The 24,481-nt window shown below is 67.6% G+C and carries 23 protein-coding genes; 7 read left to right on the plus strand and 16 right to left on the minus strand.

The features are described 5' to 3' along the window. Positions 1-70: 70 nt before the first annotated feature. The 3 genes from groL to GCU42_RS05935 all read right to left on the minus strand — a co-directional run bounded on the left by groL (position 71) and on the right by GCU42_RS05935 (position 3,588). Positions 71-1,714, minus strand: a complete 1,644-nt coding sequence (gene groL, locus GCU42_RS05925) for a chaperonin GroEL (protein WP_114226677.1) — start codon at positions 1,712-1,714, stop codon at positions 71-73. A gap of 66 nt (positions 1,715-1,780) precedes the next feature. Then, positions 1,781-2,068, minus strand: a complete 288-nt coding sequence (groES, locus tag GCU42_RS05930; protein ID WP_114226678.1) for a co-chaperone GroES — start codon at positions 2,066-2,068, stop codon at positions 1,781-1,783. 131 nt (positions 2,069-2,199) lie between these two features. Then, positions 2,200-3,588, minus strand: coding sequence for an MATE family efflux transporter (locus GCU42_RS05935; protein WP_114226679.1), 1,389 nt, complete (start codon positions 3,586-3,588; stop codon positions 2,200-2,202). A gap of 94 nt (positions 3,589-3,682) precedes the next feature. Between GCU42_RS05935 and sppA the strand changes: the two genes are divergently transcribed. Further along, positions 3,683-5,551, plus strand: coding sequence for a signal peptide peptidase SppA (gene sppA / locus GCU42_RS05940; RefSeq protein ID WP_114227740.1), 1,869 nt, complete (start codon positions 3,683-3,685; stop codon positions 5,549-5,551). Here sppA and GCU42_RS05945 read toward each other — a convergent pair. The 8 genes from GCU42_RS05945 to mdh form a co-directional block, all read right to left on the minus strand. Then, entirely contained in the window at positions 5,499-6,224 is a 726-nt protein-coding gene (locus GCU42_RS05945; RefSeq protein ID WP_114226680.1) for a PepSY domain-containing protein, read from the minus strand. The two genes, sppA and GCU42_RS05945, sit on opposite strands and share 53 nt — an antisense overlap. Continuing rightward, complete coding sequence (locus GCU42_RS15000; RefSeq protein ID WP_162789148.1) at positions 6,225-6,941, minus strand: hypothetical protein; 717 nt, start codon at positions 6,939-6,941, stop codon at positions 6,225-6,227. A 13-nt stretch (positions 6,942-6,954) separates the two neighbouring features. Continuing rightward, positions 6,955-8,352: a dihydrolipoyl dehydrogenase gene (lpdA, locus tag GCU42_RS05955; RefSeq protein WP_114226681.1), complete on the minus strand. Its 1,398-nt coding sequence runs from the start codon at positions 8,350-8,352 to the stop codon at positions 6,955-6,957. A 91-nt stretch (positions 8,353-8,443) separates the two neighbouring features. After that, complete coding sequence (gene odhB / locus GCU42_RS05960; RefSeq protein WP_114226682.1) at positions 8,444-9,688, minus strand: 2-oxoglutarate dehydrogenase complex dihydrolipoyllysine-residue succinyltransferase; 1,245 nt, start codon at positions 9,686-9,688, stop codon at positions 8,444-8,446. An 8-nt stretch (positions 9,689-9,696) separates the two neighbouring features. Next, positions 9,697-12,519, minus strand: coding sequence for a 2-oxoglutarate dehydrogenase E1 component (locus tag GCU42_RS05965; RefSeq protein ID WP_114226683.1), 2,823 nt, complete (start codon positions 12,517-12,519; stop codon positions 9,697-9,699). 45 nt (positions 12,520-12,564) lie between these two features. Beyond that, positions 12,565-13,449, minus strand: coding sequence for a succinate--CoA ligase subunit alpha (gene sucD / locus GCU42_RS05970; protein ID WP_114226684.1), 885 nt, complete (start codon positions 13,447-13,449; stop codon positions 12,565-12,567). After that, on the minus strand, positions 13,446-13,913 hold the full coding sequence (locus GCU42_RS05975; RefSeq protein WP_152569473.1) for a hypothetical protein: 468 nt from the start codon (positions 13,911-13,913) through the stop codon (positions 13,446-13,448). The genes sucD and GCU42_RS05975 overlap by 4 nt, the downstream gene beginning before the upstream one ends. A gap of 11 nt (positions 13,914-13,924) precedes the next feature. Next, the gene (gene mdh / locus GCU42_RS05980) at positions 13,925-14,887 is read right to left on the minus strand and encodes a malate dehydrogenase (protein WP_114226686.1); all 963 of its coding nucleotides are present in this window, start codon (positions 14,885-14,887) and stop codon (positions 13,925-13,927) included. A 167-nt stretch (positions 14,888-15,054) separates the two neighbouring features. Here mdh and GCU42_RS05985 point away from each other — a divergent pair, with 167 nt between their 5' ends. Next, positions 15,055-15,432: a hypothetical protein gene (locus GCU42_RS05985; protein ID WP_114226687.1), complete on the plus strand. Its 378-nt coding sequence runs from the start codon at positions 15,055-15,057 to the stop codon at positions 15,430-15,432. On the opposite strand, the gene GCU42_RS05990 is transcribed toward GCU42_RS05985, so the two are convergent. Both GCU42_RS05990 and GCU42_RS05995 read right to left on the minus strand, forming a co-directional pair. Then, positions 15,429-16,085: a TMEM175 family protein gene (locus tag GCU42_RS05990; RefSeq protein WP_114226688.1), complete on the minus strand. Its 657-nt coding sequence runs from the start codon at positions 16,083-16,085 to the stop codon at positions 15,429-15,431. The two genes, GCU42_RS05985 and GCU42_RS05990, sit on opposite strands and share 4 nt — an antisense overlap. Positions 16,086-16,108: 23 nt before the next feature. After that, positions 16,109-17,545: a M20/M25/M40 family metallo-hydrolase gene (locus tag GCU42_RS05995; RefSeq protein ID WP_162789149.1), complete on the minus strand. Its 1,437-nt coding sequence runs from the start codon at positions 17,543-17,545 to the stop codon at positions 16,109-16,111. Between the two features lie 103 nt (positions 17,546-17,648). Here GCU42_RS05995 and GCU42_RS06000 point away from each other — a divergent pair, with 103 nt between their 5' ends. Then, complete coding sequence (locus GCU42_RS06000) at positions 17,649-18,125, plus strand: phosphatase PAP2 family protein (protein ID WP_162789150.1); 477 nt, start codon at positions 17,649-17,651, stop codon at positions 18,123-18,125. Here the strand turns inward: GCU42_RS06000 and GCU42_RS06005 are convergent. The 3 genes from GCU42_RS06005 to GCU42_RS06015 form a co-directional block, all read right to left on the minus strand. Beyond that, positions 18,122-18,343, minus strand: a complete 222-nt coding sequence (locus GCU42_RS06005) for a hypothetical protein (protein WP_114226690.1) — start codon at positions 18,341-18,343, stop codon at positions 18,122-18,124. The genes GCU42_RS06000 and GCU42_RS06005 overlap by 4 nt on opposite strands. Next, positions 18,340-18,660, minus strand: coding sequence for a heavy metal-binding domain-containing protein (locus tag GCU42_RS06010; RefSeq protein WP_114226691.1), 321 nt, complete (start codon positions 18,658-18,660; stop codon positions 18,340-18,342). The genes GCU42_RS06005 and GCU42_RS06010 overlap by 4 nt, the downstream gene beginning before the upstream one ends. 66 nt (positions 18,661-18,726) lie before the next feature. Further along, positions 18,727-20,109, minus strand: a complete 1,383-nt coding sequence (locus tag GCU42_RS06015) for a M28 family peptidase (RefSeq protein WP_114226692.1) — start codon at positions 20,107-20,109, stop codon at positions 18,727-18,729. A gap of 79 nt (positions 20,110-20,188) precedes the next feature. Here GCU42_RS06015 and GCU42_RS06020 point away from each other — a divergent pair, with 79 nt between their 5' ends. The 4 genes from GCU42_RS06020 to GCU42_RS06035 all read left to right on the plus strand — a co-directional run bounded on the left by GCU42_RS06020 (position 20,189) and on the right by GCU42_RS06035 (position 24,474). Next, positions 20,189-21,688, plus strand: coding sequence for a CoA-acylating methylmalonate-semialdehyde dehydrogenase (locus GCU42_RS06020; RefSeq protein WP_114226693.1), 1,500 nt, complete (start codon positions 20,189-20,191; stop codon positions 21,686-21,688). Between the two features lie 122 nt (positions 21,689-21,810). Continuing rightward, positions 21,811-22,200, plus strand: coding sequence for a RidA family protein (locus GCU42_RS06025; protein WP_114226694.1), 390 nt, complete (start codon positions 21,811-21,813; stop codon positions 22,198-22,200). An 82-nt stretch (positions 22,201-22,282) separates the two neighbouring features. Continuing rightward, positions 22,283-23,425, plus strand: coding sequence for an acyl-CoA dehydrogenase family protein (locus GCU42_RS06030; RefSeq protein ID WP_114226695.1), 1,143 nt, complete (start codon positions 22,283-22,285; stop codon positions 23,423-23,425). Next, positions 23,422-24,474 carry an enoyl-CoA hydratase/isomerase family protein gene (locus GCU42_RS06035; RefSeq protein WP_114226696.1) on the plus strand — a complete coding sequence of 351 codons (1,053 nt, stop codon included), beginning with the start codon at positions 23,422-23,424 and terminating at the stop codon, positions 24,472-24,474. The genes GCU42_RS06030 and GCU42_RS06035 overlap by 4 nt, the downstream gene beginning before the upstream one ends. Positions 24,475-24,481: the final 7 nt, after the last annotated feature.

The raw sequence follows: 24,481 nt of genomic DNA on the forward strand, positions 1-24,481 counted from the left end.
CCGGCCTTCGCCGAGTCCGGGGCCAGTTCCTCGACCTCGCGGTCTCGTCGCTAGCCCCGGCCGGCTTGGCTTAGAAGTCCATGCCGCCCATGCCGCCCATGCCGCCCGGCATGCCGCCGGCCGCGGGCTTGTCTTCCGGCAGCTCGCTCACCGCCGCTTCGGTGGTGATGAGCAGGCCGGCGACCGAGGCCGCGTTCTGGAGGGCGGTGCGGACGACCTTGGTCGGGTCGATCACGCCGGCCTGGACCAGGTTCTCGTAGGTGTCGGTCTGGGCGTTGAAGCCCATCGTCGGGTCGTTGCCCTCGAGCAGCTTGCCCGAGACCACCGCACCGTCATGGCCGGCGTTGGTGGCGATCTGGCGCACCAGCGTGGTCAGCGACTTGCGGACGATGTCCACGCCGCGGGTCTGGTCGTCGTTCTGACCGGTCAGGCCCTCGAGCGCCTTGGTCGCGTAGAGCAACGCGGTACCGCCGCCGGGAACGATGCCCTCTTCGACGGCCGCGCGGGTCGCGTGGAGCGCGTCGTCGACGCGGTCCTTGCGCTCCTTGACCTCGACCTCGGACGCACCGCCGACCTTGATCACGGCAACGCCGCCGGCGAGCTTGGCGAGACGCTCCTGGAGCTTCTCGCGGTCGTAGTCGCTGGTGGTGTTCTCGATCTGCTGGCGGATCGCGGCGACGCGGCCCTCGATGCCCGACTTCTCACCAGCGCCGTCGACGATGGTGGTGTTGTCCTTGTCGATGGTGACGCGCTTGGCGGTGCCGAGCATGCCCACGGTGACGTTCTCGAGCTTGATGCCGAGATCCTCCGAGATCATCTCACCGCCGGTCAGGATGGCGATGTCCTCGAGCATCGCCTTGCGGCGATCGCCGAAGCCCGGCGCCTTGACGGCCGCGACCTTGAGGCCGCCGCGCAGCTTGTTCACCACCAGGGTGGCCAGCGCTTCGCCTTCGATGTCCTCGGCGATGATCAGCAGCGGACGACCCGACTGCACGACCGCCTCGAGGATCGGAAGCATCGCCTGGAGGTTGGAGAGCTTCTTCTCGTGGATGAGGATGTACGGATCGTTCAACTCGACCGTCATCTTCTCGGGGTTGGTGATGAAGTAGGGCGACAGGTAACCGCGGTCGAACTGCATGCCTTCGACGACGTCGAGCTCGAACTCGAGGCCCTTGGCCTCCTCGACGGTGATGACGCCTTCCTTGCCGACCTTATCCATCGCCTCGGCGATCTTCTCGCCGACGACCTTGTCGCCATTGGCCGAGATGATGCCGACCTGGGCGATCTCGTTCGAGCCACTGACCGGCTTCGAGCGCGACTTGATGTCCGCGACGACCTTCTCAACTGCGAGGTCAATGCCGCGCTTCAAGTCCATCGGGTTCATGCCGGCCGCAACCGACTTCATGCCCTCGCGGACGATCGCCTGGGCGAGCACGGTGGCGGTGGTGGTGCCGTCACCGGCATTGTCGTTGGTCTTCGAGGCCACTTCGCGCAGCATCTGCGCACCCATGTTCTCGAACTTGTCCTTGAGCTCGATCTCCTTGGCGACGGTGACGCCGTCCTTGGTGATGCGCGGCGCGCCGAAGCTCTTGTCGATGACGACGTTGCGGCCCTTCGGCCCCAAGGTCACCTTGACCGCGTCGGCGAGGATGTCGACGCCGCGGAGGATGCGCTCACGCGCGTCGCGGCTGAATTTCACGTCCTTGGCTGCCATGTGGCTACCCTTTCAGAATAGATGAATTGAGTGAGATGGACGGGGACGATCCCGAGCCCGTTAGCGTCAGCCAACGATCCCGAGGATGTCGCTTTCCTTCATGATGATGAGGTCTTCACCGTCGACCTTGACTTCGGTGCCCGACCACTTGCCGAACAGGATACGGTCACCGGCCTTGACCTCGAGCGGCGTAACCTGCCCGCTGTCATTGCGCGCACCGGTGCCGACCGAGACGACTTCGCCTTCCTGCGGCTTTTCCTTGGCGGTGTCGGGAATGATGATCCCGCCCGCGGTCTTCTCCTGCGCCTCAATCCGACGGACGAGAACGCGATCGTGAAGCGGCCTGAAAGCCATGCCTGGAGCCCCTTTGTTGCTCTTAGAGTTGAACCATTTCGCCTTGGCACTCACCTTGGGAGAGTGCCAGCGACGCTGCGCATTTGGGTGCCGCCCCCGCCCCTGTCAACGGGTGGCGGCAGTGAAAAAGTTCAGGAGGCGGGGACCAGCCCAAGTGCAGCGCGGCGGCTCCACCGCCACCACATCATCAGCGACACCGCGCCGAGGCCGAGCGCGAGGCCGATCCAGATCCCGACCCCCTTCAATGGCGTAAGGAAGGCGAGCGCGGCGCCGCAGCCGAGCCCGATCGCCCAATAGCCGAACGCCGCGAACAGCATCGGGACGCGGGTGTCGTGCAGGCCACGAAGCACGGCCGCGCCGATCACCTGCGCGCCGTCGGCGAGCTGGAAGACGGCGGCGACCAGCAGGAACTCAACCGCCAGCGCGAGGACGGCGGCGCTGCCGGGTTCGCTGAGGTCAAGGAACAGCCCGGCAAGCTGGCGCGGAACCAGGCACATGACGAGCGCCGAGACGAGCGCGAAGCCGAGCGCGCAGCCGAGCGCGACCCGGCCCGCAAGGCCGATCCAGCGCGGGTCGCGCGCGCCGTGGGCGTAGCCGACGCGAACGGTTGCCGCCTGACTGAGCCCCAGCGGCACCATGAAGGCGAAGGCGGCGATCTGCAGGGCGATGACGTGGGCGGCGACCGAGACGGTGTCGATCAGCCCCATCAGATAGACCGCGCAGGAGAAGACGCTGACCTCGAACGACCAGGTCAGCGCGATCGGGGTGCCGAGCCGGACGAGCTCACGGAAGCGCGGCCAGTCGGGGCGCCACCAGCGGCCGAACAGGTGCATCAGCCGCAACCGCTTCATGCGTGCGACCGCCAGCCCGAGCGCGATGGCCATGGCGGTGTTGGTGATGACGGTGCTGAGCGCCGAGCCTTCCATGCCGAGCGCGGGGAGGCCGAGGTGGCCGAAGATCAGCGCCCAGTTGAGCAGCACGTTCAGCGCCACCCCACCGAGCGCGACCGCCAGCGTGACCGGGGTGCGGCCAAAGGCGGTCAGCGCGGTGCGGAAGAGGAAGACCAGCAGGCCGGGCAGCAGCGCCCAGCGCAGCACGGCCATGAACCGGCCGGCATCGGCCGAGAGCAAGGGGTCTTGCCCGAGCAGGTGGCAGAGCGGCTCGACCAGGCTCAGCAGCAGCATTCCGGCGAGGCTGTAGAAGCCGACTAGCCACAGCCCCATGCGGAAGCTGCGACGGCTTTCGCGCACCGCCTCGACCCGGCGGCCGAGCGCGGAGGCGATCATCGGCGCGATGGCGTAGCTAAGGCCGACCCCGGTGAAGAGGATCAGACTGTAGAAATTGACCGCGAGCGCCGAGGCGGCGAGCGCGCGGGCGCTCAGCCGGCCGAGCATCAGCACATCGGTGGTGGTGATCGCATTGGCGGCGAGGTTGGAGAGCACGAGCGGCCAGGCCAGCGCGAGGCTGGCGCTCAACTCCTCGCGCCAGCCGGCGGGAGCGGCGGCGAGGGCGCGCGGCATGAGCGCTGCCCTAGCGTGGGGCAGGACGCGCGTCACCTATGGCGCGGGCCCGCGGGCTCGGCTAACCACCACGCCGCATCAGGAGAGCGGTTCGATGAAGTTCGTGCGTGGGGTCTGGCATCTGCTGGTCGGGATCAAGGACGCGCTGGTCCTGCTCTTCATGCTGCTGTTCTTCGGGACGCTCTACGCGATCCTGTCGCACCGCCCGGCCCCCGTCGGCGACGGCGTGCTCGACCTTGCGCTCAAGGGCGCGATCGTCGAGCAGCCGAGCGAGAGCGATCCGGTGGCGGCGTTCGGCGGCGGCAGCGCGCCGCGCCAGTACAGCCTGCGCCAGCTCCGCGCCGCGCTCATCGCCGCCAAGGACGACGACCGGGTCAAGGCGGTCGCGCTCGACCTCGACAGCTTCGGCGGCGGTGGCCAGGCGGCGCTACACGATGTCGGCCAAGCGCTCGACGGCATCCGCCGCGCGGGCAAGCCGGTGGTCGCCTACGCCACCGCCTACACCGACGACAGCTACCAGCTCGCCGCCCACGCCTCGGAAGTGTGGCTCAACCCGCTCGGCACCGTCGCGCTGGCCGGGCCGGGCGGCACCAACCTTTACTACAAGGGCCTGTTCGACAAGCTGGGCGTGACCGCCAACGTCTACCGCGTCGGCGCCTTCAAGAGCGCGGTCGAGCCCTACATCCGCAACGACATGTCGCCCGAGGCGCGCGAGAATGCGCAGAGCCTTGCCGCCAATCTGCTAGAAACGTGGCGCGAGGACGTTCACACCGCGCGGCCCAAGGCGGCGATCGACCCCTATCTGCAGAACATGGCGGGGGTGGTGACCGCCGCCGGGGGCGACTTCGCCCAGGCGGCGCTGCGCTCTGGCCTGATCGACAAGGTCGGCGAGCGCCAACAATATGAGGCGCGGCTGGCCGAGCTCGGCGGCGCCGCCGACAAGGAGCGCGGCGGCTACAAGCACATCGCCCTCCCCGCCTACGTCAACGACAAGGTCAAGGACGACGACCACGGCCCAATCGGGATCGTCACGGTCGCGGGCACGATCGTCGACGGCAAGGCGCCGCTCGGCACCGCCGGTGGGGACAGCATCGCCAACGTGATCGAAAAGGGCGTTCGCAGTGGCAAGCTGAAGGCGCTGGTCGTGCGGATCGATTCGCCCGGCGGCTCGGTCACCGCGTCCGAGCGGATCCGCGCGGCGCTGCTCGCGGCCAAGGCCAAGGGCATCCCGGTGGTCGCCTCGATGGGCAATGTCGCCGCGTCGGGCGGTTACTGGGTGTCGACCGCGGCCAGCCAGGTGATCGCCGAGCCGTCGACCATCACCGGCTCGATCGGCGTGTTCGCGGTGCTGCCAAGCTTCCAGGGCACGCTGCAGAAGCTGGGGGTCGGCGCCGACGGGGTGAAGACGACGCCGCAGTCGGGCGAGCCCGACTTGCTGCGCGGCCCCTCGCCTGAGGCCGGGCAATTGCTGCAGATGGGCGTCAACTCGATCTACGCCAACTTCCTCGGCATCGTCGCCAAGGCGCGCGGCAAGACGCCCGAGCAGATCAACGCCATCGCCGGCGGGCGGGTATGGGCCGGCGGCCAGGCCAAGCAACTGGGGCTGGTCGACAGCTTCGGAGGGATGGACGAGGCGATCGCCAAGGCTGCCGAGCTCGCCAAATTGGGTGACGAGCGCGGGGTAACCTACCTCGACCGGCCCAAGAGCTGGAAGTCGGCGCTCTATTCGGCCTTCCGCGATGACGACGACAGCAGCACCGCCAACGAGGCCGATGGCTTCGCGGTGCTGGGTGGCCGCGGCACCGCCGAACTGATGAGCGGGCTCGCCCAGGCGCGCGAAGTGCTGAGCGGGCCGACCATCCAGGTGCGCTGCCTCGAATGCGGCCCGGCGACCCCGCCGACGGCGCGGGTCAAGGCCGAGGACCTCGGCTGGTTCGCGAGGCTGGTGGCGCTGCTGTCCTAGCGCGGCGACGGCGCACCGTCAGCGGCAGCAGCAACAGCGCAAGCATCGTGCCCGCCAAGGCGGCGAGTCCGAAGCCGATGACCCACGGGTTGTGCGTGTTTTCGCGCTCACCCAGGTCCATGATGTGGAGACCCCACATCCAGTCGTAGAAGCGCCACCACCGGGTGCGGCGGGCGATCACCTCGCCCGAGGCCGCGTCGACGAAGAAATGGGTCCCATCGCTGAGATCGACTTCATAGGCCGCGACCGGGCGGCGCAATTCGAGTGGCGGGTGGGCGGCATCGGTGCGAGACACGCGAACGACCGTGGCGGTGCCGCGATAGCGGGCCATGACCTCGCTGGCCGCATCGGCAGGCCCGAGCGGTGGCAACAGCAAGCCGCTGTTGGGGTCGGCCAGTCGCGTCGGACCGTCGCGCATCGCCACGACCCAGCGCGGTCCGGTGGCGCGCGATTCGAGGCTCAGCCGGTCAAGCGGCAATCCGGCGACGTTCGGCGCCACGGCCGGGCCAGTCAGCCGGATGGGCGCGACGGGCGCTAGCAGGTCGGAACCGCGCACTTCGTCGATCGGCTTCCACACCATGACGACGCCGGACACAGTCCAGAAGAGCAATGGCAGGCCAATGAGCCAGCCGAGCCAGACGTGCCAACGGCGCAGGGTCCTGCGGAGGCGCACCTACTGGGTCAGCGAGCGGGCGAGCGTCCGCAGCACGGGCGCGGGGCGCTCGATGATGTCGCCGTGCGAGGGGATGATGCGCCTGAGGTCGGGGAGCGCGGCCCACAACTCGAACTGAGCGGCGAGCGCGGGCGCGTCCTTGACGAACATCCGGCGCGCGACGCGCGGGACCTGCGACGCCGGGCCGAACCCCATCAGCCGGGCCATGATCCACGCCCCCACCCCGCGTGGCGAGCGGACGTGGCCGATGATGTCGTTGGTGACGAGGCTGGTTTCGCCCGCGTCGTCGACCCTCAGGACGAACTCGATCGCATCGAGCCCGGGCACGGTGATCAGCGTCCGCCCCGTGCCGAGGTCGGCGGTGGTGGTGGTCACCGGCACCGCCTCGGCGACTTTGGCCCGGGCCCCTTCGGGCGCGACGATCGCGGCCTTGGGATAGCGGCGGTGGAACGGCCTGAGGTCGAGGCGGTGCGCGGGGTTGGGGACGATCAGGAAGGCCGGCTGCCCGAGCGCCTCGATCCGCGCCATCTCGGCCTCGGGTAGGCAAATCGGCGAGAAGATGGCGGTGTGGTCGCCGCTCAGCGCGACCACCGTCATCCGCCGCGGGAAATTGCCGAGCGGCATCGGGATCTGCCCGACAACGGTCAGCAGCCCGGGCGCGACCTCTTGCAGCGGGTCATGGGGAAGCACCGTCCAGTCGTCGTGGAGCTTCGCCATGGCCGGTGCTTCCTCAGACGTGGATCGGCTTGCCGCGGACCGCCATCGCCGCTTCCTTGAAGGCTTCGGCGTGGGTCGGGTGGGCGTGGCAGGTGTAGGCGATGTCCTCGGACGTCGCGCCGAATTCCATCGCCTGCGCGGCCTGGGCGATCATGGTGCCGGCGAGGTTGTTGATCATCCACACGCCGAGCACGCGGTCGGTCTTGGCGTCGGCGACGACCTTGACGAAGCCGTCGGGCTCCTTGTTGGTCTTGGCACGGCTGTTGGCGAGCATCGGGAACTTGCCGACCTTGACCTCGCCTCCGGCGCGCGCCTGTTCCTCGGTCAGGCCAACGCCCGCGATCTCGGGCGTGGTGTAGACCACCGACGGGATGACCGCGTGGTTCACGATGCCGGTCAGGCCGGCGATGTTCTCGGACACCGCGATGCCCTCGTCCTCCGCCTTGTGGGCGAGCATCGGGCCGGGGATGACGTCGCCGATCGCCCAGATGCCGGGGACAGTGGTGCGGAAGCTGTGGTCGGTCTCGATCTGGCCCTTGGCGTTCAATTGGAGGCCGGCCGCCTCGAGGTTGAGTCCGTCGGTGTTCGGGCGTCGGCCGATGGCGACGAGGACGTGGCTCGCCTCGATGACTTCCGTCGCGCCGCCCTTGGCGGGCTCCACCGCGACCTTGAGCGTATCGCCCTCGCGAATGACGCCGGTAACCTTGGTGCCGAGCTTGAACTCAAAGCCCTGCTTCTTGAAGATCTTGTTCGATTCCTTGCGGACTTCCTCGTCCATGCCGGGGAGGATCTGGTCGAGGAATTCGACCACGGTGACCTTGGCGCCGAGGCGGCGCCAGACGCTGCCGAGCTCGAGCCCGATCACGCCGCCGCCGATCACGACGAGGTGGCTCGGGACTTGGGCGAGTTCGAGCGCGCCGGTAGAGTCGACGATGCGGTCCTGGTCGACGGTGACGCCGGGCAGCTGAGTGACCGACGAGCCGGTGGCGACGACGATGTTCTTGGCGCGCACGATGCGGTCGCCGACGGTGACGCTGTCCTTGCCGGTGAAGGCGGCGCGGCCCTTGAGCCACTCGACCTTGTTCTTCTTGAACAGGAATTCGATGCCCTGGGTCAGCCCCTTGACCGCGTCCCTGCGGCCGCCGTGCATCTTGTCGAGGTCGAATTTGAAGTCGCCGCTGATGCCCCAGGCGGCGAAATGGCCGTGGGTGGCTTCCTCGAACAGTTCGGAGGCGTGGAGCAAGGCCTTGGACGGGATGCAGCCGACGTTGAGGCAGGTCCCACCGAGCGTCTCGCGGCTCTCGGCGCAGGCGGTCTTGAGCCCGAGCTGCGCGGCGCGGATCGCCGCGACATAGCCGCCGGGGCCGGCGCCGATCACCAGAACGTCAAAGTCGTAATTATCGTCAGCCATAAATTCCTCGTCATCCCGGCGCAGGCCGGGATCTCAGCTTGCCCGTCGCGCCATTCATTCGCTGAGGTCCCGGCCTTCGCCGGGACGACGGTCAGAGATCGATCAGCAGGCGGGTCGGGTCCTCGATCGCTTCCTTGATGCGGACGAGGAAGGTGACCGCCTCGCGGCCGTCGATCAGCCGGTGGTCGTAGGAGAGCGCGAGATACATCATCGGGCGGGCGACGATCTGGCCGTCCTTGACCACCGGGCGCTCCTCAATCCGGTGCATGCCGAGCACCGCCGACTGGGGTGGGTTGATGATCGGGGTCGAGAGCAGCGAGCCGAACACGCCGCCGTTGGAGATGGTGAAGGTGCCGCCCTTCATGTCGTCGGCGGTGAGCGTGCCGTCCTTGGCCTTCTTGCCGTAGCCGGCGATCGCCTTCTCTATTTCGGCGAAGCTCATCTGGTCGGCCGAGCGGACCACCGGGACGACGAGGCCCTTGGGCGCCGACACCGCGACCGAGACGTCGAGGTAGTTCGAATAGACGATCTCGTCGCCTTCGATGCGGGCGTTGACCGCGGGAACGTCGCGCGCGGCGAGCGCCACCGCCTTCACGAAGAAGCCCATGAAGCCGAGGCGAATGCCGTGCTTCTTCTCGAACAAATCCTTGTAGCGGGCGCGGGCCGCGATGACCTCGGTCATGTCGACGTCGTTGAAGGTCGTCAGCAACGCGGCAGTGTTCTGTGCGTCCTTGAGGCGCTTGGCGACCGTCTGGCGCAGACGCGTCATGCGGATGCGCTCTTCTGAGCGGCTGCCGGTGGCCGGGGCCGCTGCCTGCGCAGCGGGCGCCGCGGCCGGAGCGTCGGGCGCCTTGGCGGTGGGCGCGCCGGCGGCCTTGGACACGTCTTCCTTGGTCAGGCGACCGTCCTTGCCGGTGCCGGTGAGGCCGGCCGGGTCGACGCCGCTTTCCTGCACCGCACGGCGGACGGCGGGGCTCAGGCGAAGCGCCTGCGCCTGCTCGTCGGTGACTTCATGGCCCTGAGCCGGCGCAGCGGCCGGCGCGGCCGGCGCCGGGGCAGCCTCGGCCTTGGGCGCGGCAGCGGCGGGAGCCGCCGCGGCACCTTCAGCGATGGTCGCGATCACCGCGCCGACGTTGACCGTATCGCCCTCACCCACCAGCGCTTCGCCGAACGTGCCTGCCACCGGCGAGGGCACGTCGACCGAGACCTTGTCGGTCTCGAGGCTGGCGATCGGCTCGTCGACCGCGACCGCCTCGCCCGGCTTCTTGAGCCACTGGCCAAGCGTCGCTTCGGTGATGCTCTCGCCGAGCGTGGGGACTTTGACTTCGATGCCCATCGAATTCCTCAGGAGTTGGCAGTGGCCGCGGCAGGCTGTTTAGCCTCCACCGCGGCATTGGTCGATTGCGGGGTGCCGAGCGCGTCGCCGATCAGCGCGGCCTGCTCGGCCGCATGGCGCTTGGCGAGGCCGGTGGCAGGCGAAGCTGAGGCGGCGCGACCGGCGTAGCGCGGACGGAAGTCCTTGCCCGCGGCCTTGAGCGCTTCCTCGATGTAGCTTTCGACGAAGAACCAGCTGCCGTTGTTGCGCGGCTCTTCCTGGCACCAGACGACTTCTTCCAGCGCGGGCATCGCCTGCAGCCGCTTGACCAGCGGCTCCGAGGGGAAGGGATAGAGCTGCTCGAGGCGGACGATCTCGATGTCGGTCGCCCCGGCGGCGTCGCGGGCCTCGATCAGCTCGTAGGCGATCTTGCCCGAGCAGAGGACGAGGCGGCGGGTCTGCCCCTCGGCCGGCGGGTTGAGGTCGGAGAGGATCCGCTTGAAGTGGCTTTCCCCGGTGAAGTCGGCCGCGCTCGAAACCGCCAGCTTGTGGCGCAGCAACGACTTGGGCGTCATCACCACCAGCGGCTTGCGGAAGTCGCGCAGCAACTGGCGCCGGAGCAGGTGGAAGTAATTGGCCGGGGTCGTCGGGTAGGCGACCTGGATATTGTCCTCGGCGCAGAGTTGCAGATAGCGCTCGAGCCGGGCCGAGCTGTGCTCGGGACCCTGCCCTTCGAACCCGTGCGGGAGGAGCAGGACGAGCCCGCTGGCGCGCAGCCACTTGGCCTCGCCGCTGGCGATAAACTGGTCGATGATGACCTGCGCGCCGTTGGCGAAATCGCCGAACTGCGCCTCCCACAACACCAGCGTCCGCGGGTCGGCGAGGCTGTAGCCATATTCGAAGCCGAGCACGCCGAACTCGGACAGCGGGCTGTCGCGAACCTCGAACCGGCCGCTGTTGACGCGGGTCAGCGGCACGAACTTCGACCCGTTGAGCTGGTCGGTCCACACCGCATGGCGCTGCGAGAAGGTGCCGCGGCCGCTGTCCTGGCCCGACAGGCGAACGTTGTGGCCCTCGGCAAGCAAGGCGCCGAAAGCGAGTGCCTCGCCCGTCGCCCAGTCGAAGTTGGCGCCGCTGCCGAACATCTGGCGCTTGGCCTCGATGATCCGCTGGAGCGTCTTGTGCATCGCGAAGTCGGCGGGGATGGTGGTCAGCACCTCGCCGATCCGCTCCATCTCCTCGGCGTCGATCGCGGTGCCGGTGTTGCGGCGGCCGCTGACCGGCTCGGCGGGACGCTTGAGGCCCGACCAGCGGCCCTCGAACCAGTCGGCCTTGTTGGGGAGGTAGGTGGCGCCGGCCTCAAACTCGCCCTCGAGCAACTGGGTGAACTCGGCCGTTTTGGCGTCGGCCCACGCCTGATCGATCACGCCCTCGGCGATCAACCGGTCGGCGTAAAGCTTGCTGATTGGCGGATGCTGGCGGATCGCGTCGTACATCAGCGGCTGGGTGAAGCTCGGCTCGTCGCCCTCATTGTGGCCGAACCGGCGGTAGCACCACATGTCGATGACGATGTCGCGGTTGAATTCCTGCCGGAACTCGATCGCGAGCTTGCAGCAAAAAGTGACCGCCTCGGGATCGTCGCCGTTGACGTGGAGGATCGGCGCCATGATCCCCTTGGCGACGTCCGACGGGTAAGGCGACGAGCGCGCGAATTGCGGCGAGGTGGTGAAGCCGACCTGGTTGTTGATCACGAAGTGGAGGCAGCCGCCGGTGCCGTAACCGGGCAGTCCGGAGAAGCTCAGGCACTCCCAGACGATGCCCTGGCCGGCGAAGGCCGCGTCGCCGTGGAGCAGCACGGGCAGGACCTTGTCGCCCTGCGCGTCCTCCTTGATCACCTGCACCGCGCGCGCCTTGCCGAGCACGACCGGGTTGACCGCCTCGAGGTGCGACGGGTTGGCCTGGAGCGAGAGGTGGACCTTGACCCCGTCGAACTCGCGATCCGAGCTGGTGCCGAGGTGATATTTGACGTCGCCCGAACCGCCGACGTCCTTGGGGTTGGCGCTGCCGCCGGCGAATTCGTTGAAGATCGCGCGGTAGGGCTTGCCCATGACGTTGGCGAGGACGTTCAGGCGGCCGCGGTGGGCCATGCCGAAGGTGACTTCCTCGACCCCAAGCTGGCCGCCATATTTGATCACGCTCTCGAGCGCGGGGATCATGCTCTCGCCGCCGTCGAGGCCGAAGCGCTTGGTCCCGACGTACTTCTTGGCGAGGAAGCGCTCCCACTGCTCGCCGTGGATCACTTTCTCGAGGATCGCCTGCTTGCCCTCGGGGGTGAAGCTGACGCCCTTGTCGCGGCCCTCGATCCGATCCTGGAGGAAGCGGCGCTCGCCAAGATCGTTGATGTGCATATATTCGACGCCGATCTTGCCGCAGTAATTCTTGCGCAAGGTGGCGACGATTTCGTTGACGGTGGCGGTCTGGAGGCCGAGCGCGCCAGCGATGTAAACCGGGCGGTCGAGGTCGGCGGCGGTGAAGCCGTGATACTCAGGGGTGAGGTCGGCGGGCAGCTCGCGGTGCGACAGGCCGAGCGGGTCGAGATCGGCGGCGAGATGGCCTCGCACCCGATAGGTGCGGATCAGCATCATCGCGCGGACGCTGTCGTCGGCGGCGCTGTGGAGCGCGGCCTCGTCGATCACGCCGGTCGCGGCGGCAACGGCCTTGGCGCCCTGCTTGACCTGCTCGATGGTGGCTTCGGTCGGATCGAGCCCGAGATTGAGGTCGTCGAGCGCCGTCACCGGCCAATTGGGCCGTTCCCAGCTCGGTCCTTGCTCAGCTTCGAATAGGTCAGTCACAGCTACTCTCCGTCCCCCGGATGCCACCGGGGCCCCGCTACCCTTTTAGCCGTTCAACAGCGCCTTCAAGGTCTTGCCGAGCTCAGATGGGCTCGGCGACACGCGGATTCCAGCGGCCTCCATCGCCGCGATCTTGCTTTCCGCGTCGCCCTTACCGCCCGAGACGATCGCGCCGGCGTGGCCCATGCGGCGGCCCGGCGGGGCGGTGCGGCCGGCGATGAAGCCGACGGTCGGCTTGGAGCGGCCGCGCTTGGCCTCGTCGGCGAGGAACTGGGCGGCGTCTTCCTCGGCGCTGCCGCCAATCTCGCCAATCATGATGATCGATCTTGTAGCGTCGTCGGCGAGGAACATCTCGAGCATGTCGATGAACTCGGTGCCCTTCACCGGATCGCCGCCGATGCCGACCGCGGTGGTCTGGCCGAGGCCCTCGTTCGAGGTCTGGAACACCGCTTCGTAGGTCAGCGTGCCCGAGCGGCTGACGACGCCGACACTGCCCTTCTTGAAGATGTTGCCCGGCATGATGCCGATCTTGCACTCTTCGGGGGTGAGGACGCCCGGGCAGTTCGGCCCGATCAGCCGCGACTTGGAGCCGTCGAGCGCGCGCTTGACCTTGACCATGTCGAGCACCGGGATGCCCTCGGTGATGCAGACGATCAGCGGCACCTCGGCGTCGATCGCCTCGAGGATCGAGTCCGCGGCGAAGGGCGGCGGAACGTAGATGACGCTGGCATCGGCACCGGTACGGGCAACCGCCTCTTCCACGGTATCGAACACGGGCAGGCCGATGTGGGTCGAGCCGCCCTTACCGGGGGTGACTCCGCCGACCATCTGCGTCCCGTAGGCGAGGGCCTGCTGGGTGTGGAAAGTGCCGGTCTCCCCGGTCATGCCCTGGGTGATGACCTTGGTCTTGCGATTTACGAGAATGCTCATTTCGTCTCCGGGGTCATTACGGCCATGCTCAGACCAGGCTCACGGTCCGTGCCAGTCTGACGGATCTGAACAATGTGGCCTTCGTCACGGAAGCTGATCGCGCCGTTGCCATCGGCCGCGGGTAGCGCGCCGTGCCAAGCCTTCAGAAATTCCCCGAAGGCCGCGCGATTGGAGAGCCGTGCCATAACGATGCAAAGTCCCTCACCGCTGGGATCGGACAGAATGATAAGCGGCTTTCGGTCAGCCTTGCCGTAAATCAGCGGAGCGCCCGCAATGGGCTTGCCATCGGATGCCTGCGAGGTTGCCCGAACCCAGCCGAGCGACGCAAGCTTCGCTTGATCGATCCCGACAGGAGAGGCCACTGCAATACAGTCATTATAACTCTGATAAATGTCGGCCAGCGGTGAGACCGGCATCGCAGCGTCCGCCCGCACTGCCGTTAGTGCGAGAACCGTCGCGATCAAAGTTCTCCTGATCACGCCAGCGAGCCGTCGATCTGCTTACAGGCGTCGAGCAGCTCCTTGACCGCATCGACACTGACCTGAAGGTTCTGCTTCTGCTCGTCGTCGAGCGCGATCTCGATAATCTCCTCGGCGCCGCCGGCACCGATCACCACCGGCACGCCGACGTAGAGGCCGTCGAGACCGTACTTGCCCTCGACATAGACGGCGCAGGGCAGGATCCGCTTCTGGTCGCCGAGGTACGCCTCGGCCATCGCGATCGCGCTGGTCGCCGGGGCATAATAGGCCGAGCCGGTCTTCAAAAGCGCGACGATCTCGCCGCCGCCGCCGCGGGTGCGCTTGACGATCTCGTCGATCTTCTCCTTCGACGACTTGCCCATCTTGACGAGGTCGTCGACCGGGATGCCGCTGATAGTGGTGTAGCTGGTCACCGGGACCATCGTGTCACCATGACCGCCGAGCACGAAGGCGTTGACGTCGCGGACCGAGACCCCGAACTCCTGCGCGAGGAAGGTGGCGAAGCGCGCGCTGTCGAGAACGCCCGCCATGCCGACGACCTTATTGTGCGGCAGGCCCGAGAATTCGCGCAGCGCCCAGACCATCGCGTCCAAGGGATTGGTGATGCAGATGACGAACGCGTCGGGCGCGTTGGCCTTGATGCCCTCACCGACCGCCTTCATCACCTTCAAATTGATGCCGAGGAGGTCGTCGCGGCTCATGCCCGGCTTGCGAGCGACGCCGGCGGTGACGATGATGACGTCGGCGCCCTTGATGTCGGCATAGTCGTTCGAGCCGGTGACCTTGGCATCGAAGCCCTCGACCGGCCCGCATTGGGACAGGTCGAGCGCCTTGCCCTGGGGCACGCCCTCGACCACGTCGAACAGGACGATGTCGCCTAATTCCTTCTGGGCGGCGAGGTGAGCGAGGGTTCCGCCGATGTTGCCGGCGCCGATCAGCGCGATTTTCTTGCGAGCCATGGAGTGCTTCGGGCCTCTTCCAAACAGCTATGAGTGAGCCGACCGAGGACCGGCGGCGGTGCGAGGGGGCCTCTAGCCCGATGGCAGCCGTCGGGCAACCGCTACCCGGCTCGCGAGTTACGCCCTCATCAGACGCGGATTCCCGCGTTACCTAAGAGGAACATCGCATGAAAATCGCATTGGTCATTGCGGGCGCGTCGCTCGCCGCGATCGCGGCGCCGGCTGCCGCCGACCCCGGTCACGGCCGGGGCCACGACCGCGACCGCGGCAATTATGGCTGGAACGATCGCGGCTGCCCGCCGGGTCTCGCCAAGAAGCACAATGGCTGCCTGCCGCCGGGCCAGGCCCGCCGCCTGTCGCGCGGAATGCGTTACGCGCCGGACTACGGCTATCGCGCCTATTCGTACAATTCGATCCCGTATAGCGTCCGCCGCCAGTATAATCTGAACCGCAACTACCGTTATTACTACAATGACGGTCAGTTGTACGGCGTCGACCCGACGACCCAGATCGTCCAGTCGATCATCCAGTCCGTCCTGCGCTAGGCAGCGGCGATCCGACGACGGAGCCGGCGGCGTAGCCACGCCGCCGGCACCACCACCAAGAGGATGAGCGGCCCGGCGAACCGGTCGTAGAGGCCGAGCGCGATCGAGATGGCGAGCAGCGCCCCGACCATTCCGGGGATGGCAAGCACCACCGCTTCGAGCTTGAGCTGAAGCTGCGTGAGCGCAGGGTGACCAAGCTTGCCGATGAAGGCGGCGTAGAGCCACAGCATCAGCTGCACGACGCCGATCGCGGCGAACAGGGTGAAATAATAGGGGTTGCCGAGGTGCGGACCGTGCATGGCGAACAGCTCGGCGACCGCCGGCGCGAGCGCGACCAGGCACAGCAGCAAGAGGTTGATGATCGTCAGCGGCATGTCGGCGCGGATCAGCCGCGCGAACATCCGGCGATGGTTTATCCAGAAGATGCCGACGACGAGAAAGCCGAACAAATAGCCGAACATCGAGCGGCCCGACTGGCGGAGGAGATCGGCGACAGTTCCGTCCCAATGTTCAGGAATCTTGAGCTCGAGCGCGAGCAGGGTGATGGCGATCGCGAAAACACCGTCGGACAGCATCAGCAGCCGGTCGTAATGGTGCCGCTCGAGATGCTTGGCGAGCGGCTCCGCATCGAACAGGTCGGACGCTTCCCCCATCCCCTCCCCCTTTGTCGTTCGGCTCAGCGCCCGCTGGCGAGCTGGCGGATCATGATCTCCCAGTGGAGCACGTCGTCGTAGGCGGCGGCGACCGGGATGCGTTCGTTGAGGCCGTGCGCCCGCTCGTCGTCGGGGCTGATGCCCCAGCTGCCGTCGACCCCGTAGGTCGGAATTCCGCCGGAGCGGAAGAAGCTGGCGTCGCTGGTGCCGGTCGCCATGCTGGGGATGACCCGCATCGCCGGGCCGCGCAGCTGGCGAACCGCGGCGGTGTAGGCGGCGAGGACGTCGGAACGGATCGCGGGCACCGGGGTGGGCTTGCCGATGAAGGTGCCGTCGGGGGTGATCTCGACCCCCTTGCCGACCAGGGCCTGCAGTTCGGCCTGGACCGCGCGCGGCTCCTCGCCGGGCATGATCCGGCAGTTGACGGTGGCCTTGGCGGTTTGGGCCAGCGCATTGTCGGCATGGCCCCCGCTGAGCATGGTCGCGACGCAGCGGGTGCGAGTCTTGCCGGTCTCGAGCTCATTGGCCTCGATCGCGTCGGCGGCGGCGCCGTCATTGGGGTTGGCGAGCCAGCGGCGCATGGCGTCGCCGAGCGGCCCCTTCTCGTCGAGCTGGCGCGCCTGGAAGTAGGCGCGCGTGACGTCGTTGAGCGCTGGGGCGAAGCGGTAGCCCTGGAGCTTCTTCAGCGCGTCGGCGAGCTCGTAGATCGCATTGTCCGGGCGCGGGCGCGAGCTGTGGCCGCCGCGGTTGTGGACGGTGAAGAAATAGGTCTGGTAGGTCTTTTCTGCAGCGTCGAGCGCATAGCCGAGCGGTCGGCCGGTCTTATCAAAGGCCCCGCCGCCGCCGTCGGCGTTGAGCGCGAACTCGCTGTCGAGCAGGCTCTTCCACTCGGTCGAGCCTTTGAGTGCGCCGTTCTGCATCGTCTCTTCGTCGCCGGTGAAGAAGAGCACGATGTCGCGGTCGGGCTTGAACCCTTCGGCCTTGAGCTTGGCGAGCGCGAGGGTGGTGGCGACGATGCCGTTCTTCATGTCCGACGCGCCGCGGCCGTAGAAATAACCGCCTTCCTCGACGAACTTGAAGGGATCGCGCTCCCAATCCTCGCGCTTGGCCTCGACCACGTCCATGTGGCCGATGACCATCATCGGCTTCTTGGTCGGATGCTCGGCCTTCCAGCGGAACAGCAGCGCGGCGGTCTTGTCGCCGGGCAGGCCTTCGTAGGGCAGGATGCGGATCGAGTCGGCGGGGAAGCCGGCTTCGCGGAGCTTGGCGGCGACGAGATTGGCCATCGCCGGGACCTGGCCGCGCTGGACCACGCTTGGGATTTCGATGGTCTGCTGGAGGAAGGCGCGTGTTCGGGCCTGCCAGGCAGGGTCGAGCTTGCTCGGGGTCGCGAGCGGCGACGGCGCCGCGGCGGCAGGGATGGCGAGACCGGCGAGCAGGCAGGCGATGAGGTGACGCAAGGCTATGTTCCTCCAAGGACCGGGAGAGCCTAGGCTGACCGGCATGACTTGCTCAAGAGCGCGGCTTGCCTTCGTCGCAATACCGCTTGCGGCGGCGTCGCTGGTGGGCGCAACTCCCGCCGCGGCCAGCCCGGCCGGCTGGAACAGTGCCAGCAACATCTCGCGTAACCTCACCTTCGGGATGAGCTTCGTGGTGCCGGCGGGTCACGGCGACTGGGACGGGGTCGGGCAAGCCGCCTTGTCGATCGGCGCGGCGGGCGCGATCACCCAGGCGCTCAAATGGGCCATACCGGAAACGCGGCCTGACGGGAGCAATCGGATGAGCTTTCCGTCGGGACACACGTCGATGAGCTTCGCCGCCGCCGCCAGCCTGCAGCAGCGCTACGGCTGGAAGGCGGGCGCGCCGGCGACATTGCTGGCGGCCTTCACCGGGCTGGCGCGGGTCAAGGCCGACAAGCATTATGTCCACGACGTGGTGGTCGGCGCGGTGATCGGCGAGGCGGGCGGGCTGCTGCTGACCCATCACCGGCGAACCGGCGCCGCGCCGCCCGCAATGGTCGGGATGAGCTTGCGCTTCTAGGGTTGGTCGGCGACGGCGACGTAGCGGCGCTCCCCGCTCGCGCGCTCGAACCAGACTTCGGTGAGGAGGCCGGTCTCGGGATCGACGAAGCGCTCGCCGGTGCGGGTCCAGCCGGGGCCGAGCGGCGCGCCGGCGGCCGGGTGGCGGTAGCGCCGCTCGAGCAGGACGGTGACGACCGCCACCAGGCCGATCACCAGCCACACGAGGAGAGCGCTCATTGCGGCTCGACGCGGACGGCGGTGCCGTAGGCGACCACCTCGCTCATCGTCTGACCGATCTCGCCGCTGTCGAAGCGCATCATCACCACCGCGTTGGTGCCCATTGCGGTGGCGTTCTGGACGAGGCGGTCGATCGCGTGGCGGCGGGTCTCCTCGACCAGCGCAGTATATTCCTTGATCTCGCCCCCGCCGATCGAGCGGATGGCTGCGGCGAGGTTGCCGCCGAGGCTGCGGCTGCGGACGACCACGCCGAACACCTGGCCGAAGGCTTCCACGGTGCGGTGGCCGGCGACATTCTCGGTGGTGGTGACGATCATGGCTTTCCCCTCCCTGGTCAGGGGCGGAAAGCTAAGTCAGCGTCTGCGGACCCGCAAGCGGGTGCGTCAGGGCTTGGGCGGCGGGGCGACGTAGGGCTTGAACGCGCCGCCGGGGACCGCACTAGCGACGGGGCTTTCCCAACCGTCGGCGCTGACGGAGGAAACGCCGAACACCCAGTCGTCGACGCGGACGTGGCGCAAATCGACGTAGCCCGTGCAGTTCGGCGGGGTCTCTTTTGGCGCGCAACTGTTGTCCGCTGGGCTGGACTCCTGCCACTGATTCGCGTCCGTTCGCCGCCAGCGAATGACGTAGGAATTGGCGCCGGGCACTTGGCGCCAGGTCACGTGCGTGTCCGTACTGACCGCGCCTTCCACCTTCGCCTCCGGCGGCGGGGGAGCCATGGCCAGGGCCATAAGCGCGGCGGTGTTCAGCTTCACGACTTTGGTGAGGTAAGGGAAGTCCATCTTGTCGATGGTGTCGCCATTGACCTTGCCGCCTTCGGTCCGCAGGTCCTGGTGCTGCTGGTCGTAATTCTCGACCGCGACCGAGAGGCGGACGGCGGGAAAGCCGTTGTTGAGGAATTCGGTGTGGTCGCCGCCCCGGCCGAAACGGTCGTTGCGCCAGACCTGCATGACGTCGAGCCCGATGCCGGGGAGGCGCTCGGCAAGGCGGTCGAGGAAGCGGCTGATATTGCGGCTGGGCGAGTCGTTTTCGCCGCCGAGGCTGCGGATCGCCTTCGCGAGCTCTTCATGCCCCTGCCAGCGCGGGCCCTCGGAAAAAACCCGGACGACCTTGTCGTTGCAGACGCCGTCCGAACCACACGAGTTGCCGATGATGTCGTTGTTGAGATTGGCGATGACGTTCCAACCCTGCGCCTTGGCATAGTCCGCCAAAATCTTGCCGCCGAGCAGCCCCTGCTCCTCGCCCGAAAGCGCGGCGTAGACGATGGTGCCGGGAAATTTCTGCCTCGAGAGGACACGGGCCGACTCGAGCACCGCGGCGGTGCCCGAGCCGTCGTCGTTGGCGCCGGGCTCGACCGCGTCGACGTTCATGATGTCGGTGACCCGGCTGTCGATGTGGCCGGTGATGATGACGACGTCGTTGGGTCGCTCGGTCCCGCGCTGGATGCCCACCGCGTTGCAGACTTTCGTCGGGACCGGCACGCGGGCCTGCGGCTGGACGATGTCGCAGGTCTGGAGAGTCTGGAGACCGTCCTTCTTGAGCTCGGACTCGGCCCAGCGGACCGCCGCCCCGATGCCGCGCTTCTTATCGGTCTGCGACGAGAGCGTGTGGCGGGTGCCGAAGGCGACCAGCCGCGCGACCGTGTCATAGATTCGCTGCTGACTGACCTGGTCGACGGTGGCCTGAAGGCGCTGGTCCTGAGCGGTGGTCTGCGCGGCGGCGGGCGCGGCGAGCAGGATGAGCGGCAGCAACGCAATCGAACGCATGGGCTAGGAACTCCTCGGCCCGACTCACTGGCATCGGCGGCTCGGCTTGGCTAGGGGCTCAGCCCAAGAGGAGACCCCCATGCGTAGCATCGATCATTTCATCGGCGGCGGCAGCCACGCGGCCGGCGAGCGTCAGGCCGAGGTGTTCAACCCGTCGGAGGGCGCGGTCCAGGCGACTGTCCGGCTCGGCACCGTCAGCGAGCTGCAGAAGGCGGTCGATGCCGCCAAGGCGGCGCAGCCGGCGTGGGCCGCGACCAATCCGCAGCGCCGGGCGCGGGTGATGTTCCGCTACAAGGAGCTGATCGAGCAGCACATGCAGGAGCTCGCCGAGCTCTTGTCGAGCGAGCATGGCAAGGTCGTCGCCGACGCAAAGGGCGACATCCAGCGCGGGCTGGAAGTGATCGAATATACGTGCGGGATCCCGCAGGCGCTGAAGGGCGAATATACGCAAGGAGCCGGTCCGGGGATCGACGTCTATTCGCTGCGCCAGCCGCTCGGCATCGGCGCGGGGATCACCCCGTTCAACTTCCCCGCGATGATCCCGATGTGGATGTTCGGCATGGCGATCGCCTGCGGCAACGCCTTCATCCTCAAGCCCAGCGAGCGCGATCCGAGCGTGCCGGTGCGGCTGGCCGAGCTGATGCAGGAAGCGGGGCTCCCCGACGGCATCCTCAACGTCGTGCACGGCGACAAAGAGATGGTCGACGCCATCCTCGACCACCCCGACATCGCGGGGATCAGTTTCGTCGGCTCCTCCGACATCGCGCAGTACATTTACAGCCGCGGCACCGCCAACGGGAAGCGCGTGCAGGCATTTGGTGGCGCCAAAAACCACGGCATCGTCATGCCCGACGCCGACCTCGACCAGGTGGTCACCGACCTGACGGGCGCGGCCTTTGGCTCGGCCGGCGAGCGCTGCATGGCGCTGCCGGTGGTGGTGCCGGTCGGCGAAGAGACCGCCGACCGCCTGCGCGAGAAGCTGATCCCCGCCATCGAGGCCCTGCGGGTCGGTGTCTCGACCGATGCCGAGGCGCATTACGGCCCGGTGGTCAGCCAGGCACACAAGGAAAAGGTTGAGAGCTACATCCAGATGTGTGTCGACGAGGGCGGCGAGCTGGTCGTCGACGGCCGTGGCTTCTCGCTTCAGGGCAATGAGAAGGGCTTCTTCGTCGGCCCGACCTTCTTCGACCATGTCACCACCGACATGCGCTCGTACAAGGAGGAGATCTTCGGCCCCGTCCTACAGATGGTCCGCGCGGCCGACTTCGAGGAAGCGGTGCGGCTGCCGAGCGAGCACGACTATGGCAACGGCGTCGCCATCTTCACCCGCAACGGCCACGCCGCGCGCGAGTTCGTCAGCCGGGTCAATGTCGGGATGGTGGGCGTCAACGTGCCGATCCCGGTGCCGGTCAGCTATCACAGCTTCGGCGGGTGGAAGCGCTCGGGCTTCGGCGACATCGGGCAATATGGGCAGGAAGGCTTGCGCTTCTGGACCAAGACCAAGGTCGTCACCCAGCGCTGGCCCGACGGCGGCGTGGGTGACGCGGCGAATGCGTTCATCATTCCGACGATGGGGTGAGCCGGAGCGGCGGAGCAGAACATGAGCGCAGCGAAGCGAGCGACGTTCTGCCTACGACCGCGACGGCCGGCCGACCTGCAGCCGCCAAGGCTGACAGGATCGACGTCACGGAATTTAGTCCCGTGACGGCCCGGTCGCGCACAACCGGCCCCTCTCCTTACGAAATCGCCTACGGCTTCTCCCGCGCCGTCCGCGTCGGGGACCCAATCCTCATCTCGGGCACGGCGCCGGTCGAGCCCGACGGGTCATCCACCCCAGGTGACGCAGCCGCCCAGGCGAGGCGGTGCTTCACCATCATCCTGACCGCGATCGAGGAACTCGGCGGGACCGCCGCCGACGTGGTGCGGACGCGGATGTACATCACCGATCCGGCCGACGCCGATGCGGTCGGCGCGGTGCATGGCGAATTGTTCGGCGACGTGCGGCCGGCCGCGACGATGGTCGTCGTTGCGGCGCTACTGCGCGACGAATGGCGGGTCGAGATCGAGGCCGAGGCGTTGCTGGCTCGCTGACGGACACCGTGCCGTAAGCGCGGACCCGTCTTTCGCCCGGCCGCTCTGGAAACTCGCCGATGAGGGGGCTAGGGCCGGCGCCATGCAGCAATTCGAGCTCACCGAGGATCAGCAGCAGATCCAGGAGATGGCGCGCCAGTTCACGGCCGCCGAGATCACTCCCCATGCGGCCGAGTGGGACGAGAAGCACATCTTCCCCAAGGCGACGATCCGCCAGGCCGCCGAACTGGGTTTCGGAGCGATCTATGTCTCCGAGGAGAGCGGCGGGATCGGGCTCGGACGGCTCGAGGCGGCGCTGATTATGGAGGCGATGGCCTATGGCTGCCCTTCGACCAGCGCCTTCATCTCGATCCACAACATGGCGTCGTGGATGATCGACCGCTTCGGCGGGCCGGAGGTCAAGGAGAAGTATCTCCCGTCGATGATAACGATGGAGCGGATCGGCAGCTACTGCCTGACCGAGCCGTCGTCGGGATCGGACGCCTCGGCGCTCAAGACCAGGGCCGTGCGCGACGGCGACCATTATGTCGTGTCGGGCTCCAAGGCGTTCATCTCGGGCGGCGGCGAGAACGAAATCTACGTCACCATGGTCCGCACCGGCGAGGACGGCCCCAAGGGCATTTCGTGCCTGGTGATCGAGAAGGACATGGCCGGTGTCAGCTTCGGCGCCAACGAGAAGAAGCTGGGCTGGCATTCGCAGCCCACCGCGCAGGTCAATTTCGACGAAGTGCGGGTGCCGATCGCCAACCGCGTCGGCGGCGAGGGCGAGGGCTTCCGCATCGCGATGATGGGATTGGACGGCGGGCGGCTCAACATCGGCGCCTGTTCGCTCGGCGGCGCGCAGCGCTGCCTCGACGAGGCGGTCAATTACACCAAGGAGCGCAAGCAGTTCGGCAATGCGCTGGCCGACTTCCAGAACACCCAGTTCATGCTGGCCGACATGGAGACCGAGCTGCAGGCGGCGCGCTGGCTGCTCTATGTCGCAGCGGCCAAGGTCAGCGCCAATGCGCCCGACAAGACCAAGTTCGCGGCGATGGCCAAAAGGCTGGCGACCGACACCGGCTCGAGCGTGGTCGACCGGGCGCTCCAGCTCCACGGCGGCTACGGCTATCTGCAGGACTATCCGATCGAGCGCTTCTGGCGTGACTTGAGGGTCCATTCGATCCTGGAAGGCACCAACCAGATCATGCGGGTGATTACCGCGCGCGAAATGCTGCGCCAGTGACCGACGACGTCCTTATCGAGGTCGAAGGGCCGCTCGGTCGCATTCGGCTGAACCGGCCCAAGGCGATCCACGCGCTGACCCGCGAGATGTGCGAGGCGATCTCCGCCGCGCTGCTCGAGTGGCGCGATGACGCGGCGATCAAGGCGGTGGTGATCGACCATGCCGAGGGCCGTGGCTTCTGTGCCGGCGGCGACGTGGTGATGCTGGCGCGCAGCGGCGCCGCGGACGGACGCGATGCGGCGGGCTTCTTCTTCGCCGAATATCGTCTCAACCACCTGTTGTTCACTTGTCCCAAGCCGACCATCGCGATCATGGACGGGATCACGATGGGCGGCGGCGTCGGCATCGCCATGCCCTGCAAATATCGCGTCGCGACCGAAAATACGCGGCTGGCGATGCCCGAAACGGGGATTGGCCTGTTCCCGGACGTCGGCGGCGGCTGGTATTTGTCGCGGCTGCCGGGGCGAGTCGGTCAATTCATGGCGCTGACCGGCGCGCGGCTGGATGGCGCCGAGTGCAAATATCTCGGCCTCGCCACCCATTATGTCGAGCAGGCAAGCGTGCCGGAGATGCTCGAGAGGCTGGCCAAGACGCCCGGCCGCGCGGCGGGCGCCATCGGCGCGTTCGCGGCGACGCCGCCCGAGGCGCGGATCGAGAAGAATCTGCCGGCCATCGCCCGGCTGTTCGCTTCCGACCGGGTCGAGGAGGTGGTCGATGCGCTCGAGGCCGACGGTTCGGAGTGGGCGATCACCGAGCGCAACACGCTGGGCACGAAGAGCCCGCTGTCGTGCAAGGTGTCGCTGAAGCTGCTCGCCGCCGGCGCGGGGCGGACCGATTTCGCCGAAGAGATGCGCGCCGAATATGCGCTCGCCTGTCACGTGGTCCGCACCCACGACTTCATCGAAGGCGTGCGCGCGTTGCTGATCGACAAGGATCAGTCGCCCAAATGGGACCCGCTCGAGCCCGAGCAAGTCAGCGAGGCGACCGTCGACGCGCTGTTCGCGCCCTTGCCCACCGGCGAGGAATGGACCCCCTTCCCTTCAGCCTGAGGAATCC

Origin of the sequence: Sphingomonas ginsengisoli An et al. 2013 (assembly GCF_009363895.1) — a bacterium.
Taxonomy (GTDB): domain Bacteria; phylum Pseudomonadota; class Alphaproteobacteria; order Sphingomonadales; family Sphingomonadaceae; genus Sphingomicrobium; species Sphingomicrobium ginsengisoli.

Excerpts from the sequence above, each read along its gene's own strand:
- GCU42_RS06005 (WP_114226690.1), bottom strand. The coding sequence starts at position 18,343 with ATGAGCGCTCTCCTCGTGTGGCTGGTGATCGGCCTGGTGGCGGTCGTC.
- sppA (WP_114227740.1), top strand. The coding sequence starts at position 3,683 with ATGAAGTTCGTGCGTGGGGTCTGGCATCTGCTGGTCGGGATCAAGGAC.
- GCU42_RS05990 (WP_114226688.1), bottom strand. The coding sequence starts at position 16,085 with ATGGGGGAAGCGTCCGACCTGTTCGATGCGGAGCCGCTCGCCAAGCAT.
- GCU42_RS06030 (WP_114226695.1), top strand. The coding sequence starts at position 22,283 with ATGCAGCAATTCGAGCTCACCGAGGATCAGCAGCAGATCCAGGAGATG.
- groES (WP_114226678.1), bottom strand. The coding sequence starts at position 2,068 with ATGGCTTTCAGGCCGCTTCACGATCGCGTTCTCGTCCGTCGGATTGAG.
- mdh (WP_114226686.1), bottom strand. The coding sequence starts at position 14,887 with ATGGCTCGCAAGAAAATCGCGCTGATCGGCGCCGGCAACATCGGCGGA.
- GCU42_RS05985 (WP_114226687.1), top strand. The coding sequence starts at position 15,055 with ATGAAAATCGCATTGGTCATTGCGGGCGCGTCGCTCGCCGCGATCGCG.
- GCU42_RS06020 (WP_114226693.1), top strand. The coding sequence starts at position 20,189 with ATGCGTAGCATCGATCATTTCATCGGCGGCGGCAGCCACGCGGCCGGC.
- sucD (WP_114226684.1), bottom strand. The coding sequence starts at position 13,449 with ATGAGCATTCTCGTAAATCGCAAGACCAAGGTCATCACCCAGGGCATG.
- GCU42_RS15000 (WP_162789148.1), bottom strand. The coding sequence starts at position 6,941 with ATGGCGAAGCTCCACGACGACTGGACGGTGCTTCCCCATGACCCGCTG.
- GCU42_RS06015 (WP_114226692.1), bottom strand. The coding sequence starts at position 20,109 with ATGCGTTCGATTGCGTTGCTGCCGCTCATCCTGCTCGCCGCGCCCGCC.
- GCU42_RS06010 (WP_114226691.1), bottom strand. The coding sequence starts at position 18,660 with ATGATCGTCACCACCACCGAGAATGTCGCCGGCCACCGCACCGTGGAA.
- groL (WP_114226677.1), bottom strand. The coding sequence starts at position 1,714 with ATGGCAGCCAAGGACGTGAAATTCAGCCGCGACGCGCGTGAGCGCATC.
- GCU42_RS05935 (WP_114226679.1), bottom strand. The coding sequence starts at position 3,588 with ATGCCGCGCGCCCTCGCCGCCGCTCCCGCCGGCTGGCGCGAGGAGTTG.
- odhB (WP_114226682.1), bottom strand. The coding sequence starts at position 9,688 with ATGGGCATCGAAGTCAAAGTCCCCACGCTCGGCGAGAGCATCACCGAA.
- lpdA (WP_114226681.1), bottom strand. The coding sequence starts at position 8,352 with ATGGCTGACGATAATTACGACTTTGACGTTCTGGTGATCGGCGCCGGC.